Origin of the sequence: Botryobacter ruber, from assembly GCF_003347595.2 — a bacterium.
GTDB lineage: Bacteria > Bacteroidota > Bacteroidia > Cytophagales > Hymenobacteraceae > Pontibacter > Pontibacter ruber_A.
The window spans coordinates 1-17724 of the sequence record NZ_QCZK02000052.1; the positions used below are offsets into that span (position 1 = coordinate 1).

The window sequence follows — 17724 nt, forward strand, 5'->3', positions numbered from 1 at the left end:
TAGAACATGTGCAAAAGTCCGCCCAAAGGTGGGCTTTTGCTTTTAATACACGTATAATTCTCCAAAACCCGGATCAGGCGCAAGAGCACTTATTAAAGATGAGATGAGACAGGGGAATTGCCCTTTTACGCCTTTAAATCTTTTTTCCATAAATCCTGAAAAAGACCCATGAAAAGAATTTTAGTGCCTACTGATTTTTCTGAACAGTCCAGAAATGCCTTTGAAGTTGCTGTTTCCTTAGCCCGCAAAACAGGTGCCGCCATTAAGCTGCTGCACGTGGTAGATGTGCCGTATACGGCAAACTTCAGCGCAACAGGCGACCTTGTATTGCGCGACGAAATGGACAACCTGTACGTACTCAAGCTACTGGAAAGAACAAAAGTACAGATGCGGGAGCTGCTCGGTTCGGTGGAGCATGGGGGCGTGGATGTAGTGCAGGAAGTTGATTCTGCCAGCATTTTCCGGAAGATAAGGGAAGTGATCCACCGCGACCAGGTGGACCTGGTGGTAATGGGATCGAAAGGTGCCAGCGGCATGGATGAATTCCTGGTTGGCTCAAACACTGAAAAAGTAGTGCGCACGGCCCCCTGCCCGGTCATGACCGTGAAACGCCGTCACCCCAATTTTGAAGTACGAAACATTGTACTGGCCTCTGACTTTAAGCACGAACTCGATGCCGCCATTGATAAAGTGAAGGAGTTCCAGGACCTGTTCCAGGCAAGGCTGCACCTGGTTTATATCAACACACCGGGCGCATTCGAGTCGAGCAGGAACATGACCACCATCCTGGAATCGGTGGCGGAGCGGTACAGGCTGCAGAATTTCACCATCAACGTATACAACGATATTTTAGAGGAAGACGGCATCCTGCACTTCGTAGAGGATATTAATGCCGACCTGATCATGATGGCAACCCACGGCAGAACCGGGCTTGCCCACATCCTGAGCGGTAGTATTGCCGAGGACCTGGTAAACCACACAGCCAGGCCGGTCATTACTTTCCACCTGAAATAACCCGTTTTTTGATTCCGCACCTGCCTTATTTGTGCAGGTGCCCGGCACGTACAGGAGCCTGCACATATCACCATGGACAGGCTCTTTCACTTTTTTTCAGCATGACCTGATGTGTCTGCAGGTCCTAACGCCTCTCCTGTATGAGTAAACGCCTGCCTATCCGGTTTATCATCAATCCTACCTCCGGCCCCAGGAGCCGGGTAAACGTAGCGCAACTTATCGAGGAAGCCGTCGACAGGAACAAGTACGACCCGGAACTGGTGTATACCGAGTATGCCGGCCATGCCATTGAACTTTCGGGAGAAGCTGCCAAAGAAGGCTATGCGGTGGTGGTAGCCGTGGGAGGCGACGGAACGGTAAACGAGGTGTCGCAGGGCCTGGTGCATTCCGACACGGCGCTGGCAATCCTGCCCAGGGGCTCCGGAAACGGGCTGGCGCGGCACATGCTCATCCCGATGGGCTTGAAGGGGGCGCTGGGCGTAATTAATCAGGGGCACACAACCCACATCGACAGCGCCGTGATAAACGAGTTTCCTTTTTTTACCACGGCAGGTATTGGTTTCGATGCCTATATCAGTTCGGTGTTTGCCGGTAGCAAAAAGCGGGGCCTGAAAACGTATGTGGAGCTGGTCATGAAAGAGGTCATCAATTACAAGCACCTGCCCATTCACGTGCACCTGAACAATAGCACCATCAGCACCGATTGCTTTGTGCTGGCCTTTGCCAACGCAGCGCAGTATGGCAACAATGCCTACATCGCCCCCATGGCCGATATCCGCGACGGTCTGCTGGACGTTTGCCTGGTCCGCCAACTGGATATGTTCAAGGCCCTTAACCTGAGCTACTGCATGCTCACCAAACAGGTAGCCAGCGCCGAAAGTGCCGAGTATTTCAAAACAGACAGCATCCGGGTACAGACTGATCATGAAATTATGTACCACGCCGATGGCGAATACAAAGGCAAAGCCAGGGAGTTTACGGTATCGGTGAAGCCGCAATCATTAAAAGTAGTAATACCACGTTAATTTATGAGCGATAAAAATAAGAAAGGACGCCAGGGGGTGGTTTATTCCACCAACCCCGACTTCAACTACGAATACGAACAGGAGCAGACAAACGAAACGCTGCCCCCGCAGCAGCAAAACCTGAAAGTAATGCTCGATAAAAAAGCCCGTGGCGGAAAGCAGGTAACGCTCGTGGCGGGCTTCGTCGGCACCGACGATGACCTGAAGGAACTGGGCAAGATGCTGAAGAACAAATGCGGTGTGGGCGGCTCGGCCAAAGACGGCGAAATCCTGATCCAGGGGGACTTCCGCGAGAAAGTGGTGCAGGTGCTACAAGCTGCTGGTTATAAGGCCAAGAAAGCAGGCGGGTAACCCCCTTCGCAGCGTCTTACAGACCCGCGAGCGTCTTTACGTAATGTAAAATGAACACAAAAATCCTTCCTGGGCTACTTTTTTATTTTCTGCACCTGCCACCACAGCCACTGCTGCTCTGTAGCAGGCCAGACGCTCGCAGGTCTGCAAGACGCTGCGAGGTCATTGCGTTCTGCAGCAGCGACTGTGGTGGCTGGTGCAGAGAATAGTTTGCAGCACAAATAAGCAGCTGCACTTCCTCTCACAGGTTTGCCAGCTTCTTCAGGTACCTTGCAGGGCCTTCTACGATGTAGAAATTGGGCGTTTTAAGCACAAACACCTTACCGGCCAGCGCAGCCGCTTTCGGAGGCACCGGTTTAAACTCCTGGTAAATAGCCTTCTCCGGTTGCGGCACGGGCTCATAGCCTACCTCCAGGAGCCTGTTCTCCAGGGCTTTGTAGCTGACGCGGGTGTTGGGTAGCCGCAGATCCGTTCTCCGGTACAGCAGCAGGATGGCCAGGCTGAAAACCAGCGAAAAGATGGCTGCATTAAACAAAATCTCGTTCCAGGTCTCCACTGCCTGCCCCGTAAATTTCCCCATCACGGCATAGCCTATCCCGGTCAGGATGCTGTAAGCTGCCAGGAAATAAATATTCAGCTTCACAAAACGAATCAGGCTGTAATTTTTCATCTGCTGCCTTCTCCCCTACTTCATATCCTGCACCTTAAGCAAATCTTCCGGCGAATCGATGCCAATGGTTTCGAAGGCAGTGAGGGCCGTGGTGATGCGGTAGCCATATTCCAGCCAGCGCAACTGCTCCAGCGACTCCGCCATTTCCAGCGACGACGGCGGCAGCTGCGTAATCTGCTCCAGGATGTCGGTGCGGTAACCGTAGATGCCGATGTGCTTGTAATAGGTGTGCCGCAGGTGCCAGATATCGCTCGGCACGTTGCGGTAGTACGGGATAGGCTGACGACTGAAGTACAGCGCCTCCCGTGCCTGGTTCAGCACCACCTTCGGCGCGTTGGTATTGAACAGCTCTTCGGTGGTTTCGATTTTCTTTACCAGCGTCGCCAGCTGCGTAGCCGGATTTTCAAAACACGAAGCCACCAAATCTATCTGCACCGGCTGAATGAAAGGCTCGTCTCCCTGTATGTTGATGATGTACTCAAAGGGCTGGCCATGCTTCCGGTAGGCCTCAAAGCAGCGGTCGGTGCCACTCTGGTGGTGGCTGCCGGTCATCACAGCTTTGCCGCCGAACTCCTCCACATGCTTCAGAATCCGGTCGTCGTCGGTAGCCACCAGCACTTCTGCCAGGCTGGATTTCTTCGCCTGCTCATACACCCGCCGTATCATCGAAATGCCATTAATTTCGATCAATGGTTTACCCGGAAAACGGGTGGAGGCATAGCGGGCGGGGATTATTCCGAGGACTTTCATGGAGTTTGGGAGGTTTTGGAGTTAGAGAGTTAGAGAGTTTGGGAGTTAGAAAGTTAATTCAAAAATTAGATAATTCTTTAAAATCTGGTTTTAAAAGTATACTGCACCTGCCACCACAGCCTCTGCTCCTAAAGATAAACAGGTTAAGCAAGTTGTCAATATACATCCGTTTTCTCGCTGTATTACCAAAGATAAAATTGCAAAAGACCTCGCAGTGTGCGCAGCTCCTGCGAGTGTCTGAAAGCAGAAACTTAAGAATAGTTTACGGGGATCTGGAGATCCCCAGCAGCTTGCATCCGGATGAAAATATCCGAATGAGCGAATTTAGAGAATTATCGAATTCCCATAATTAACTCCTAAACTCTCTAACTCCCAAACTCTCTAACTTCTTTCATACTTCCGCTTGCGCAGGTAGTAGCGTGCAATTCCGAAGATTCCCAGCAGCACCAGCGGCGCCACCAGGTTCAGCAGTTGCCAGCGGGTTCGTTCTTCTTTTATACGTACTTTGTCGAGCGGGCGCAGGGCGATTTCTTTGCTGCGGACGTTGATCAGGCCTTCCGAGTCGAGCATGTAGTGCACGGTGTTGAGCGCCAGTTCGCGGTTTGCAAATTTTATGTTGTTGTACCGGTCGAAGCCAAGCTCGTAAGGCTGCCCCGTGCGCGGGTTGATATCGTTGCGGACCAGGTCGCCGTCGGAGAAAATGGCAATCTTGGTTTCTTCGCCCGACTCGCGCACTTTGGGGTTGGCGGCTCCCGCAGGCGCTCTCCGGTTTCGGAAGAGCGAGGAAAACCTGCCTTCCAGCAGGTAACCCACCGGTTGCGGCCCTGCCGTATACTGCTCCGGATTTACTTCCATACGGGCTTCTTCCAGCGACAACGGGGCCGGCGCAGGTAAAATACGAGAGTAACGGGATGTAAAGATCAGAGGCGTTTTCCGGATGCCGTCTGCCCGCACCGAATCCATGGTCCCGACAAACTTGGTGTAAACGGCATCGAGGTTGCGGGTGATGGGGTGTTTGCTGAAGTTGTTGAGCAGCGGGTAAAAGCGCCAGTTGATCATCTCCGTCTGCGGACGCTCGCCCATGTAGCCCGTCACGACCGGGATAAAACCGGAGTTCAGGTCCATGATCAGGTTCTGGTTCAGGCGCACACCGTAACGGAAAAACAGGTCGTCGAGGTTCAGGTTGTAGGGCATGGCAAAGGTGCCGCCGGTGCCCAGGCTGTCCATGTTGGCATTCAGGGCATCAACATAAAAAATTGCCTTCCCGCCGTTCATAATGAACTGGTCGATCTTGTATTTTTCTGCCTCAGAAAAAGGCTTGGTGGGTTTGGCCACAATAAGCAGGTCCAGCCCCTCCAGCGTCGGAATCTGCGACAGTTCCCCGCGTGCCACCCGGTAGTATTCCTGCAGCGAGCCGAGCAGGTCGGCAGTCTGCTCCATCTCCAGCTCTCCCTGGCCCATGATGTAGCCGATAATTTTCTGCGACGGAAACGCTACTTTGCGAATAGCGGTAGCGAGTTCATACTCCACCCCTTCCACCGACTGGTTCAGCCGCTCATCTGCCGATGCCGCCAGGTTTCCTTTAAGTAAATTAACTCCGGCTTCCTTGCCTTTGTATTTCACCACGGCTCCCGGAAAAACAAGCCGCTCCACCTGCTTTCCGTCTTCGGTAGCATGCAGGTTGGTGGGCATAATTCCCTTGCTGGCCAGTTGCCTGAAATAAGTGGCACGGGCAGTATCGTTCTGAATATCAGTCGGGTCGATAAAGACGTAGCGTAGGTTGCCGTCGGCATAAATCCGGAACTCATCCAACGTCTCGCGCACCGACTGCTGCAGTCGCTTAAAACCTGCCGGGAACGTTCCTTCCAGGTATACCTCCACTACCACCTCATCCTCCAATGCGTCCAGCATCTGTTTCGTTACGGGAGCAATGGTATAGCGCTTGTCTTCGGTCAGGTCGATCCGGAAGAAGTATGTTGTTGCCAGGATGTTCAGCAAGATGATGCCGCCAATCCAGAGCAGGTACCGGAACAGGTCCTGCTTCCGCTTTTGCTTGTATGGCACAGGTTGTTGCGTTTCCGTTGTTACCATTTTCTGCTTTTCAGGACAAGTTGCGTGGATAATAACATGATGGTGATCACGCTGATAAAGTAAAGCACATCACGCGAATCGATCAGGCCTTTGCTGATGGCGCTGTAGTGATACGCGATTCCTAACTGGCTGACCTGGTAGCTGTACTTACCCCACATAGGCAGGGTGGCGATCAGGTCGAAACCGGTGTAGATGATGTAGCAGAGAAAAACCGCCATCACAAACGAAATGATCTGGTTATCCGAAACAGAAGAAGCAAACACACCGATGGCACAGAACACACCTGCCAGGAACACCAGCCCCAGGTAAGAACCGACTACAGCTGCCGAATCAACGTTGCCCGCCGGGTTGCCCAATTCATACACCGTGTAGTAGTACAGCAGTGTCGGGATGAGCGCGAACAGGGCCAGCAGCAGGGCCGCGAAAAACTTCCCCAGGATCAGCTGCATGTCGGTGATAGGCTTGGTAAGCAGCAGTTCGATGGTGCCTTCGCGTTTTTCTTCGGCAAAGGTACGCATGGTAATGGCTGGTATCAGGAACAGGAACAGCCAGGGCGCCATGTTGAAGAGCGTCTGCATGTCGGCAAAGCCATAGTCGAGCACGTTGCTCTCCGGGAACACCCACATGAACATCCCGATCGCCACCAAAAACACCGCTATCACGATGTAAGCGATCAGCGCGTTCAGGAAACCGTTGAATTCTTTTTTAAGTATTGCGAGCATTTAATGTTTGTCTGAACCTTTGATTCGTGTGATTTAATTGATTTTTGTGATTATTTGTCTGAATCAGGATTAACAGGATTTTTTGTCTGAACAAGATTAAGAAGATTTAAGGAATAGCAGGATTGTTTGGATTTGTTTGTGGTTCGTACAGGAGACGCGGGCACCGCGTCTCTACAGCCATACCCCCAACCTCTCTACCTCTCTTTTACAGGGTTGAAAACGTTCACCCCCTACAAATTCTACCTTTCTACCTTTCTACCTTCCTACCTTTCTACCTCTCTACCTCTCTACCTTTCTACCTTTCTAACTTTTAGTCAGCTGCTGGAATATCTTCTCCAGCGAGTTTTCTTCCTGGCGCAGACCTACGAGGGGCAGGTTGCGTTCGGCGGCAATACGGAAAACATCGGACCGGATGTCGGCATCTTTGCGGGAGGTAACGCGATAGGTAATTTCATTTACCGGGATTACCTGCAGCACACCCTGTATCTGCTGAAGCAGCGCCACATCTACCGGCTGCTCAAACTCCACCAGCGTCACCTTTTCGCTGCGGCCGCCTGCCTGCAGCGAAGCAACATCGGAGTCGGCGGCTATTTTGCCGCGGTTGATGATGACCACCCGGTCGCAGATGGCGGTTACTTCCTGCATGATGTGCGTGGAGAAGATAACGGTTTTGTCCTGGCCGATGCGTTTGATGAGCGAACGGATTTCGATGATCTGGTTCGGATCGAGGCCGGTAGTGGGCTCGTCGAGAATGAGCACCTGCGGGTCGTGTACGAGCGCCTGCGCCAGGCCTACCCGCTGGCGGTAGCCTTTGGAGAGTGCCCCGATTTTTTTTCCCTGCTCCAGCGTCAGGCCACACAGCTCCACCATTTCGTGAATGCGTGCTTTGGCTATGCTGCTTTTCAGGCCGTACACGGAGGCCACAAACTGCAGGTATTCGTGCACATACATGTCCAGGTACAGGGGATTGTGCTCGGGCAGGTAACCAACGCTACGCCGCACCGCCATCGGGTCCTTTACCACATCATACCCGTTCACCAGCACTGTACCGGAAGTAGGCGGCAGGTAACAGGTGGCAATTTTCATGGTCGTGGACTTGCCAGCGCCGTTTGGTCCCAGGAAACCGAGAATCTGCCCCTGCCCTACCGAAAAGCTCACGTCATCCACAGCACGCTGTGTTCCGAAAATCTTTGTTAAGTTCTTTACTTCAACCGACATTCTTATTTAAGTGGTAAGGCACACGCCTGTTTCGTGACGCCAGCGGGCGCAGCACAGGATACATGAACCGGTTTCTGCGCAAAGCTACAAAACCCATACCACTCCTGCTGCTAAATAAATACGTTCTTATGACGGAAACACTTTATCACCTCACAAAAACTCATGAACACATTAAAAAATTAGCACATTAAAATTTACTTCTGTTTACCCTTCGGCATGAGCGGGCGCACCTCAATATCGACGTGGTGGTAGTTCGGGTGCGATTCCAGCGCATGTATGATAGTGGAAGCAATGTCTTCGGGGCGCATCATGTTGGGACTGGCCAGAGAACCTGCTATTTTGTCGAAGAAGTTGGTGCTGGTGGAGCCGGGATAGATGCAGGTCACTTTAATTCCGAAATCGCGCACCTCCATAAACAGCGAATGCGAAATACCGCGCACCGCATGCTTGGTGGCAGCATAGCCCGTCATGCCCGGTACACCATTGAGACCGGCAATGGATGAAATGTTAAAAATGTGGCCTTCCTCCAGCTCCTTCATGCCCGGAATTACCAGTTGGGTGCAGTAAAAGAGGCCATGCACGTTGGTGTTGAACATGGTATGCCAGTCCTCTACCTGCTGGTCTTCGAGGTTGGCCTGTATGCCGAGGCCCGCGTTGTTTACCAGGATGGCTATTTTTCCATTCAGCTTCTCCACCGTCTGCGCATACGCCTGCTTTACAGACTCGTATTGCTGCACATCGCAGGAGAAGAAGTGGAAGTTATCGTGCTGCAGCTCGGGTTTTGTACGTCCCCAGCCGGCTACTTTCACACCTTTATCGAGCAGTGCCTGTACGGTGGCCAGCCCAATGCCGTGGCTCACGCCTGTTACAACGGCTATTTTATCTTTTATTTCCATAGTTTGTATTGGTTAAATTGTCATTACATGTGATGTAACGTTGAAATGGATTTTATTCCAGTTGATTTTTTATTAAAATAATCTTTCAAACCACATACTCACAGGCACAAATTACATACATCGAATCACAAAAATCATTTCATCACTATCATCAACGGTTCTGAAATTTAATCCAGGTCGCCGAGTTGCGGCCGAATGAGTATCTCCTCTACTACACTGTTTTCAGACAAACTGTTTACACTGTAAACGGCTGCCGCCACATCTTCGGCTTTTACAAAACGTTCCGGGGGCAGGTCCACGCCATCCCAGCTGGCGGTGAGGGTGGCGCCCGGCAGCACGGCTGTAACTTTTACGTTATGCTCTTTTAGCTCTTCGCGCAATACTTTGGTCATGCCGTAAAGGGCGAATTTGGAGATGCAGTAAGAGCCGCCGTTGATGTAGGGCGTGATGCTGGCCGTGGAGCAGATCGTAAAAATATGGCCGCTGCGGCGCCGGATCATATCGTGCACAAACGCTTTGGTGATGTAGTAGGCGCTGTAGAGGTTGGTATTGATCATAAACGGAAGCGCATCTTCAGGCTCCTCGTGTATTTTTCCGGGAAGAAAGAGCCCGCTGTTGTTTACCAGCACATCCAGTTTTACATGCATGTTTTTCACAAAATTAATAAAACTCTGCAGTGATTCCTTCTCGCTGAGGTCTGCTTCCTGGTAAAAAACTTTGGAGAATGTATAGGCTTGTTCAATATCCAGCTTTAACTTTTGCAGGTCTTTTTCGTTTCGGGAACAGGTTATGATATGAAAACCTTCTTTGGCAAACTGTTCAATAATGGCTCTACCGATTCCTTTTGTTCCGCCTGTTACCAAAATATATCGCTGCATATTATATGTTACTTTTTATATGTTTTGCAATTTTACACGTAATATAGCTAATAATACAGTAAAAACTGTTTGTTTGCGCGTTTTAACCCTTATGTAAGCTTCACGGCACTTTATGTTACAACATTTCGGAAATTACTTACTATTTATAGCCAGCCTGTTTTACCGCGGAGAAGGACCTAAAATTATCTTCAACAGAACGATAGATGAAGCTATCCTGATCGGTATAAATTCTGTTTTTATCGTAGCAATTGTTTCTACTTTTATTGGCGCTGTTACCTGTGTGCAGACTGCCTACAACCTGACCAATGCCTTAATCCCCCGCTCTACCATTGGCTTTATGGTGCGTGAAATGACCTTGCTGGAACTTGCACCTACCATTACATCTATTGTGCTGGCCGGTAAAGTTGGCTCTAACATTGCAGGCGGACTGGGCACCATGAAGATAACCGAGCAGGTAGATGCCCTGGAGGTGATGGGCATTAACTCGGCCTCTTACCTGGTGCTTCCCAAAATTCTGGCGGCTGTTTTTGTTTTCCCCTTACTGGTTATTATTGCCATGTTCCTTTCCATTGGCGGCGGCTACCTGGCAGGTACGCTCACCGGCGAAGTGACAGCCCAGGAATACATTACCGGCATACGCAGCGACTTTATTCCGTATAACATTGTGTTTGCCTTAATTAAATCGGTCGTGTTTGCCTTCCTGATCTCATCGATCTCGTCGTTCAGGGGCTACAACACGTCGGGGGGCGCACTCGAGGTAGGCGAATCCAGTACAAAGGCTGTTACCTTCAGCGTAATTGCCATACTGGTTGCTGATTACCTGCTGGCACAGATGTTACTTTAATACAGAGGTTCTGAATTTATTTTATGATTGAAATACACAACATCCATAAATCCTTTGATGGTAAAAAAGTGCTTGACGGCGTAAGCGGTGTGTTCGAAACCGGCATGACCAACCTGCTGTTAGGGGCCAGCGGCACCGGTAAAAGTGTGCTGCTCAAGTGCATTGTCGGGCTCATAAAGCCCGACCTTGGCAGCGTTACCTTCGACGGTACCTACTTCACCAACAACAAGCTCGACATCCGGCAGGAAATCCGCCGCAAGATCGGAATGCTCTTCCAGGGGTCGGCCCTGTTCGATTCCATGACCGTAGAGCAGAACGTGGAATTCCCGCTTAAAATGCTGACCTCCATGAGCAAAGGCGAGCGCCTGGACCGGGTAAACTTTTGCCTCAAACGGGTGGGCCTGGAAAACGCCAACACTAAAATGCCTTCCGAACTGAGTGGCGGTATGAAGAAGCGTGTCGGCATTGCCCGGGCGATTGCCCCAAACTGTACCTACCTCTTCTGCGACGAACCAAACTCAGGCCTCGACCCGCAGACAGCCATCAAGATTGATGAGCTGATTAAGGAAATTACCGAAGAATACAACATCACCACCATCATCGTAACCCACGATATGAACTCCGTGATCGAGATCGGGGACAAGATCATGTTTCTCTACCAGGGCAAAAAACTTTGGGAAGGCTCGCGAGATGATATCATGGATACCGACATCAGGGAACTGAATGATTTTATTTTTGCCAACCGCCTGATGCGCGATGCCAGGAAAGTGGAGCAGGAGGAAGAGGAGGAAGCGGAAAGTATCGAGCAAAACAGCAAATTGGATGACCCGGGAAGCATCTGAGGCTGTGGTGGCTGGTGCAGCAGAATATAATGTGCTAATTTTTAATGTGGTAATGCCTGCACCATCAAAACGTTGGACTATGGAAGAGATAAAGCCTGTTCAGACAAAGCAGCAGAGGCTCTGGTGGCTGGTGCAGCAAAACTGACAGCGTAAATTCAGGGATTTTAGAACGGCGTTGCTACAGCTGCTCTTCCGGGCAACGGTAAAGCCGCCGCATCCGGAATCAACATTACAGCGAAACAACCAAACGCTTTGCATAAGGCAGCCTGGTTAACACCACCGGACTTAGAATGGTGGAGGCGATCAGGATAAAGAAAAACTCATCCCGAAACAGGTATTGCACCTGCGGCTCCAGGATAAAACCGAACAGGAACGAAATCAGCAGGTACAGGCCGCAGTTTAGCACCACCAGTTTCGCAAGTTTGTTCTCCCAATGTAAGTACCTGTTCAGAAAGTAAAACAGCACTACAAAAATCAGGAAGTAGAAAACGAGCCGCGCCAGCCCCAGCAGCATCGCTGCTTCCGGGTAACTTAAAACGCTTTGCCCGCCGTTGTTAAGCTTCTGAAAAAAACCATACAGGGTTGCCAGCACCATACTGATCACGGTATCGGTTAACAGCAGCGCAAAGGATAAACTGACGGTGTTCAACAACTTTTTCATCGTTCGCAAATTACTCTTTATACCAAAAATACGGGCGAAATGGTTCATTTACAAGTCATAAAGCATACCGGCTACTGTTGCCGTCATCATACAGGCCAGGGAAGCGCCGAGTAAAGCCAGGAACCCGAGCCTGGACAGGTTCCCCTGCTGGTTGGGCGCCATGCTGCCGATACCGCCAATCTGGATGGCGATGGAACTGAAGTTGGAAAAACCGCAGAGGGCATAGGTCGCCATAACGACTGACTTGGGCGAAAGGGTACCAGCATTTTTCATTTCGGCCAGGTCGAGGTATGCTACAAATTCGTTGATGGCTGTTTTCTGCCCGAGCAAACTGCCTACCTGCAACGTATCGGCCCACGGCACGCCCATCAGGAAAGCGAACAGCCGGAAAATCTGCCCCAGGATGTACTGCAGCGAAAAGCCTTTAAACTGCCCGTTGGTGCTGGAAACCACCAGCTCATTCAGCCCGGTCCAGACGCCGATCAGGTCGGTGAGCAGGTAATTTAGCAGGGCGATAACGGCAATAAAAGCCAGCAGCATCCCTCCTACGTTGGCAGCCAGTTTCAGCCCATCGGCGGCGCCTCTCGAAAGCGCATCTACCAGGTTCACCCCCAGTTGCTGGTCGCTTACCTCCAGTCTGGTCACAATCTTTTCTGGTTCCGTTTCGGGTAGCAGCATTTTGGCCAGCACAATGCCGGCCGGGGCGTTCATGAGCGAGGCTGTAAGTAAATGAGCCGCAAAGACTGCCTTTTGCGCAGGATCTGCGCCCCCCAGAAACGAGACGTAAGCCGCCAGTACGCCGCCCGCCAGTGTGGCCATACCGCCCGTCATGAGGCACATCAGTTCGGAGCGGGTCATGCGGCTGATAAAAGGCCTTACCAGTAGCGGCGCCTCCGTCTGCCCCAGAAAGATGTTACCTGCAGCTGACAAACTTTCGGCACCGGACAGGCGCATGCTTTTCGACATCACCCAGGCAATGCCAAACACAACCCGTTGCAGGATACCCAGGTAATACAAACCAGCCGACACCGTAGAAAAGAAAATAATGGTGGGCAGCACCGAGAAAGCAAAAATAAAACCCAGTCCGCCGTTCTGCTCCGGGTTGGCCAGGTTGCCGAACAGGAACTCGGCTCCGGCCTGCGAAAAGTCGAGAAAGGTGACAAACCCGCGGCTGATGGCAGCAAAAACATCGGCTACAAGGGGCACTTTGGTTACCAGCACGCCAAAGAACAGCTGCAACAAAATCCCGAACCCGACCAACCGCCAGCTGATCGTCTTCCTGCTTTTAGAGAACAGGAAAGCGATGGCAAGTACGGCAACCAGCCCGACCAGGCCCCGGAGTAGATCAATCATACTTCAGACAAATTTATCAAAAGTAAACTGAATAACTTGCAAAACAAAGAAGGCCCTGCTCCCGGTAGAGCAAGGCCTTCGTGGCTGTTGGACTATTGCCTTTACTGTTATGCAACAATTAGTTACGTTTATTCAGCTCGTCCCGGATTTTCGCGGCACGTTCGTAATCTTCTTTCTCGAGCGCTTCGTTGAGCAGCTTGTTCAGGTCTTCTACCGAGGTCTGGTTTAAAGCTTCTTTGGCAGCAGGCGCGGCAGATGTGCTTTTCATGTTTACTTCGTCCGTCTCTTCCTCTTCATCCTCGAGGTCGCTGAGGATGATCCCGGCTTCGGAAAGCACACTTTCTACAGTAAATATCGGCACGCCAAACCGCAGGCCAATGGCAATGGCATCGGATGGGCGCGAATCGAGTTCGAACTCCCTGATGCCGTCGGTGCACATAATTTTAGAATAAAACACGCCTTCCTTTAAATCGGAAATCAGCACCTCGGTTATGCTCACGTTTACCTGTTCTGCAAAGGTTTTAAACAAGTCGTGGGTCAGGGGGCGGTTTGGATTAATTTTTTCTATCTGAATAGCGATAGATTGTGCTTCAAACATACCTATGATGATAGGTAGCCTTCTGTTGCCGTCTCTTTCGCCCAGTACTAACGCAAACGAACCTGTCTGCGACTGGCTGGAAGAGAGGCCAAGTATCTCTAGCTGTATCTTTTTCACAATAAACTCTTCTTATGTCTATCTGTCTAGGGCTTTCGCGGCCTCAATCAATTTCGGTACTACTTCAAAAGCGTCGCCTACTATACCGTAATCGGCTGCTTTAAAAAACGGCGCTTCCGGATCTTTATTAATAACGACAATCACTTTAGAAGAGTTAACCCCCGCCAGGTGCTGAATTGCCCCGGAAATACCGATCGCAATATACAAATTCGGGCTGATAGTTATACCGGTTTGTCCCACGTGCTCGCTGTGCGGTCGCCAGTCCTGGTCCGAAACGGGCTTAGAGCAGGCAGTGGCTGCACCAAGCGCTTTGGCCAGGTCCTCCACCAGGTGCCAGTTCTCCGGCCCTTTTAAGCCGCGGCCTCCCGACACCACAATCTCAGCCTCCTGCAACAGCACCCCGTCGGTTTCCTGTAGCACGGTTTCTTTTGGAGCAGCGGCAAAATCGGCATCCGACAAACCGGTCGAGAATGGTTCTACGGCAGCGGTAGTTCCGGCATCGTTCAGAATCTCGATGGTGTTCTTTTTAACGGCAATCAGCTTTACATCGGAAGTTAGCTTTACCTGGGCAAAGGCTTTCCCGGAAAACACGCCGCGGGTAACGGTAAACGAATCGCCGGAAATTTCGGGCAGCTGGGTTACGTTGGTGGCCAGCGAACCGTTGAGGCGCACCGCCAGCCGCGAGCCCAGGGCCGCACCCACGTTGGTGTTGGAAAATACGATTACTTTGGCACTTTCCTGTGCAGCAGCCTGCGCAATAACTTTCAGGTAGGCTTCGGCCACAAAATTGTGCAGGCGGTCGTCGTGGTCGTATAATACTTTGCTGATGCCCTGCGCACCTAAAGCTGCCAACGCTTCTTCTTTTACCTCGCCTATGGCAACGGCTTTGGCATCGGTACCCAGCGCCTTTGCCACCTGGCTGCCATACGAGGCGGCCTCGAGCGAAGACTTCTTGACTTCTCCGTTATAGCCTTCTACAAAAACTAATACTGACATATCTTATAGTACTTTAGCTTCGTTTCGCAACAATGTTATCAATTCACCGGCATTGGCGGCATCTACCATACGCACGCCGCCTTTTTTCTCAGGCTTGCTGTAGCTGGTGTATTCCGTTTTGGTTTCGGTGCTTACCGGCTCCACTACGTTCAGCGGTTTGGTACGGGCCGTCATGATGCCGCGCATGTTGGGTATACGCGGTTCGCACATGGGCTGCTGCGCACTGGCCACGAACGGCAGTTTCACTTCCACTATTTCTTTGCCGCCTTCTATTTCCTTTTCCAGCCGGGCCGTGGTGTCGTCGAGCATGTCGAGTTTAAAGGCCGGCGTAATGGCAGGAATTCCGAGCAACTCTCCTACCATGCCATGCACCTGGAAGCCGTTGTAATCAATCGATTCCTTGCCCATCAAAATTATATCGTAAGCACCCTCTTTCGCGACATGGGCTATCTGCTGCGCCACAAAAAATGCATCTTTGGGATGAGCATTTACCCGGATGGCATCGTCTGCACCAATAGCGAGTGCTTTGCGGATGTTTTGCTCGGTATCGGCCTCTCCTACGTTCAGAACCGAAACAGAACCTCCCTTTTCCTCCTTCAGCTCGATGGCCCTGGTTAAAGCGTACTCGTCCCAGGGATTGATCACAAACTGAACCCCGTTCTTATCAAAAGCAGCATTATCGCTTGTGAAATTTATTTTGGATGTTGTGTCCGGAACGTTACTGATGCAAACTAATATTTTCATGGGCAGAAATGTTAGCTTTATAGTTTAAATTTGTGCGAAGTTAATTAAAATATAGCCAAACCGAAATGTATCCAAGCAGATTAGAACAACTCCTGAAATTTTTGGAAGATGATCCAAACGATGCGTTTACGCTCTACGCCATCGCCACCGAATACCGTAACTTCGATCAGCAAAAAGCCAAAGAATATTACGACAAACTGCTGGCGGAGCATGAAAACTACGTTGGCACCTACTACCACGCCGCCAGCCTGTACAATGAATTAGGGCAGCAGGACGAAGCAGAAAGAATTTACAAAAAAGGAATGCAAATCAGCCGGCAAGAAGGCAATATGCACGCTTTTTCTGAACTTCAGCAGGCCTACAACAAATTAATGGGCCTCGATTATGAAGATGATTAACCGTAAATACCACTGTAGTACGTGTGCAGCACCGCTGCAATTGCTGTACCAGCACCTGGACCACCAGGTTTTAGGGGTTTACTAAAAAACGGCAATTTTGTTCTGCCAGGCTGTTCTTTTCTGCTTCAGGTTGGTTTGCAGTGCGGCAGATTTTTACGTGCAGGTGCTGCCGGCGGTGCCAGTAAAATCCGGGTAATCGTTTGCCGGAGCCAATGTAAGCAGCAGTGGCTGTGGTGGCTGGTGCAGCAGAATAAAAACGGAGATTAACTCCTTCGGAAAAGGATGCGGAGTGAGGGTGAATAAAGGAGAAATAACTTTTTTCGGGGTGTGAATGCAGGAGCAACGGTTTGTCGCCCGCACTGAACACCCCAAAATGCTGCCTGGTGGCAGTAAAAAGTTAAAAAACAATGAAGAGATTATAACCTGCTGGTTATATCCTCCTCATTCTGCATCAGCCTGGCTTTAGATAGACAGAATTTCTACCATCCGGGTATACTCCGGGCTGATTTCTTTTTTCTTGGTAATGGTATCGATAAACGGTGTGTAGACCAGTTTGGAATTGATGGTACCGGCCATCACATTTTTCTGACCTTCCAGCAGGCCTTTCACGCAGGCGATACCCAGGCGGCTTGCCAGCAAGCGGTCGAACGCAGTTGGCGCTCCGCCACGCTGCACGTGCCCCAGGATCGTAACGCGGGCATCCATTTCAGGCAAGGCTTCCCGTACCTTGGCAGCCACTTTGGTAGATCCGCCTTCTACCTCGCCTTCCGCAATAATAACGATCGAAGAGGTTTTGGCATGCTCCCAGTCAGTTCGAATTTTATCGATTATACTTTCAGTAGTAACTTCCGCCTCCGGGATCATGGCAATTTCGGCGCCACCGCCAATGGCACATGGCACAGCAATGTAACCTGAGTCGCGGCCCATTACTTCAATAAAGAACACACGGTCGTGGCTGTCGGCAGTGTCGCGGATTTTGTCGATGGCATCCAGGGCCGTATTAACTGCCGTATCGTAACCAATGGTAAAATCGGTACCATACAGGTCGTTATCGATGGTTCCGGGAGCACCGACAGTCGGTATGCCAAATTCGTCGAAAAACTTGGTGGCGCCGGTAAAGGTACCGTTCCCGCCGATGGCTACCAAACCTTCTATTCCGACACTTTGCAGCTGCTCATATGCTTTCTGCCGGCCTTCCTTTGTCATAAATTCAGGGCTTCTGGCAGATTTCAGGAAGGTACCGCCCTTCTGTACAATATTACTAACAGAGTGAGACTCCAGCTTACAGAAATCCCCATGAATCATCCCGTTATAGCCACGTTTGATTCCGTACACTTCAATGCCATGGTAAATTGCTGTACGAACCACGGCTCTCAGACATGCATTCATGCCGGGTGCATCTCCTCCAGATGTAAAAACACCTATCTTTTTCATGGTAATAAGGTTTAAATTTAATAAAAGTCCACCTTCCGGTGGACTTTTGCATAATTAGGTCAGGAAGCGCATGTTTACTTTCCGTGGTTTGCGCTGCAAAAACGAGCTGCACACATGCGCTG

Annotated in this window: 19 protein-coding genes; 6 read left to right on the top strand and 13 right to left on the bottom strand. The window is 50.8% G+C overall.

Annotation, left to right across the window (positions count from 1 at the left end):
• Positions 1 to 168: 168 nt before the first annotated feature.
• From DCW36_RS17190 to DCW36_RS17200, 3 genes are all read left to right on the top strand, one after another.
• Positions 169 to 1014 (top strand): universal stress protein, encoded by an 846-nt coding sequence (locus tag DCW36_RS17190; protein ID WP_114784841.1) that lies wholly within the window; start codon positions 169 to 171, stop codon positions 1012 to 1014.
• A gap of 140 nt (positions 1015 to 1154) precedes the next feature.
• Positions 1155 to 2039 carry a diacylglycerol/lipid kinase family protein gene (locus tag DCW36_RS17195; protein WP_114784843.1) on the top strand — a complete coding sequence of 295 codons (885 nt, stop codon included), beginning with the start codon at positions 1155 to 1157 and terminating at the stop codon, positions 2037 to 2039.
• Between the two features lie 3 nt (positions 2040 to 2042).
• A complete protein-coding gene (locus DCW36_RS17200; protein ID WP_114784845.1) occupies positions 2043 to 2390 on the top strand; it encodes a translation initiation factor in 348 nt (115 codons plus the stop codon).
• Between the two features lie 241 nt (positions 2391 to 2631).
• On the opposite strand, the gene DCW36_RS17205 is transcribed toward DCW36_RS17200, so the two are convergent.
• The 7 genes from DCW36_RS17205 to DCW36_RS17235 all read right to left on the bottom strand — a co-directional run bounded on the left by DCW36_RS17205 (position 2632) and on the right by DCW36_RS17235 (position 9615).
• Positions 2632 to 3060 (bottom strand): hypothetical protein, encoded by a 429-nt coding sequence (locus tag DCW36_RS17205; protein ID WP_114784847.1) that lies wholly within the window; start codon positions 3058 to 3060, stop codon positions 2632 to 2634.
• A 15-nt stretch (positions 3061 to 3075) separates the two neighbouring features.
• A complete protein-coding gene (gene kdsB / locus DCW36_RS17210) occupies positions 3076 to 3810 on the bottom strand; it encodes a 3-deoxy-manno-octulosonate cytidylyltransferase (RefSeq protein ID WP_114784849.1) in 735 nt (244 codons plus the stop codon).
• A 381-nt stretch (positions 3811 to 4191) separates the two neighbouring features.
• Positions 4192 to 5874 carry a gliding motility-associated ABC transporter substrate-binding protein GldG gene (gene gldG, locus DCW36_RS17215; protein ID WP_240676224.1) on the bottom strand — a complete coding sequence of 561 codons (1683 nt, stop codon included), beginning with the start codon at positions 5872 to 5874 and terminating at the stop codon, positions 4192 to 4194.
• A gap of 20 nt (positions 5875 to 5894) precedes the next feature.
• Positions 5895 to 6623, bottom strand: a complete 729-nt coding sequence (gene gldF, locus DCW36_RS17220; RefSeq protein WP_114784853.1) for a gliding motility-associated ABC transporter permease subunit GldF — start codon at positions 6621 to 6623, stop codon at positions 5895 to 5897.
• Positions 6624 to 6926: 303 nt separating this feature from the next.
• Positions 6927 to 7841: a gliding motility-associated ABC transporter ATP-binding subunit GldA gene (gene gldA, locus DCW36_RS17225; RefSeq protein ID WP_114784855.1), complete on the bottom strand. Its 915-nt coding sequence runs from the start codon at positions 7839 to 7841 to the stop codon at positions 6927 to 6929.
• A 194-nt stretch (positions 7842 to 8035) separates the two neighbouring features.
• A complete protein-coding gene (locus DCW36_RS17230) occupies positions 8036 to 8737 on the bottom strand; it encodes an SDR family oxidoreductase (protein ID WP_114784857.1) in 702 nt (233 codons plus the stop codon).
• 167 nt (positions 8738 to 8904) lie between these two features.
• Positions 8905 to 9615, bottom strand: a complete 711-nt coding sequence (locus DCW36_RS17235) for an SDR family oxidoreductase (protein ID WP_114784859.1) — start codon at positions 9613 to 9615, stop codon at positions 8905 to 8907.
• A gap of 112 nt (positions 9616 to 9727) precedes the next feature.
• Between DCW36_RS17235 and DCW36_RS17240 the strand changes: the two genes are divergently transcribed.
• On the top strand, positions 9728 to 10459 hold the full coding sequence (locus DCW36_RS17240; protein ID WP_114784861.1) for an MlaE family ABC transporter permease: 732 nt from the start codon (positions 9728 to 9730) through the stop codon (positions 10457 to 10459).
• Positions 10460 to 10482: 23 nt separating this feature from the next.
• Positions 10483 to 11301 (top strand): ABC transporter ATP-binding protein, encoded by an 819-nt coding sequence (locus DCW36_RS17245; protein WP_114784863.1) that lies wholly within the window; start codon positions 10483 to 10485, stop codon positions 11299 to 11301.
• A 229-nt stretch (positions 11302 to 11530) separates the two neighbouring features.
• Here DCW36_RS17245 and DCW36_RS17250 read toward each other — a convergent pair whose 3' ends face one another.
• The 5 genes from DCW36_RS17250 to DCW36_RS17270 form a co-directional block, all read right to left on the bottom strand.
• Positions 11531 to 11962: a hypothetical protein gene (locus DCW36_RS17250; protein WP_125185548.1), complete on the bottom strand. Its 432-nt coding sequence runs from the start codon at positions 11960 to 11962 to the stop codon at positions 11531 to 11533.
• Positions 11963 to 12010: 48 nt separating this feature from the next.
• Positions 12011 to 13312 (bottom strand): NupC/NupG family nucleoside CNT transporter, encoded by a 1302-nt coding sequence (locus tag DCW36_RS17255; RefSeq protein WP_114784877.1) that lies wholly within the window; start codon positions 13310 to 13312, stop codon positions 12011 to 12013.
• A gap of 121 nt (positions 13313 to 13433) precedes the next feature.
• A complete protein-coding gene (locus DCW36_RS17260; RefSeq protein WP_114784867.1) occupies positions 13434 to 14030 on the bottom strand; it encodes a bifunctional nuclease family protein in 597 nt (198 codons plus the stop codon).
• A gap of 18 nt (positions 14031 to 14048) precedes the next feature.
• Positions 14049 to 15026, bottom strand: coding sequence for an electron transfer flavoprotein subunit alpha/FixB family protein (locus tag DCW36_RS17265; RefSeq protein WP_114784869.1), 978 nt, complete (start codon positions 15024 to 15026; stop codon positions 14049 to 14051).
• Positions 15027 to 15029: 3 nt separating this feature from the next.
• On the bottom strand, positions 15030 to 15770 hold the full coding sequence (locus tag DCW36_RS17270; protein WP_114784871.1) for an electron transfer flavoprotein subunit beta/FixA family protein: 741 nt from the start codon (positions 15768 to 15770) through the stop codon (positions 15030 to 15032).
• 101 nt (positions 15771 to 15871) lie between these two features.
• Here DCW36_RS17270 and DCW36_RS17275 point away from each other — a divergent pair, with 101 nt between their 5' ends.
• Positions 15872 to 16168: a tetratricopeptide repeat protein gene (locus DCW36_RS17275; protein WP_240676225.1), complete on the top strand. Its 297-nt coding sequence runs from the start codon at positions 15872 to 15874 to the stop codon at positions 16166 to 16168.
• Positions 16169 to 16630: 462 nt separating this feature from the next.
• Here the strand turns inward: DCW36_RS17275 and pfkA are convergent, their stop codons facing one another.
• Positions 16631 to 17602, bottom strand: a complete 972-nt coding sequence (pfkA, locus tag DCW36_RS17280; RefSeq protein WP_114784875.1) for a 6-phosphofructokinase — start codon at positions 17600 to 17602, stop codon at positions 16631 to 16633.
• Positions 17603 to 17724: the final 122 nt, after the last annotated feature.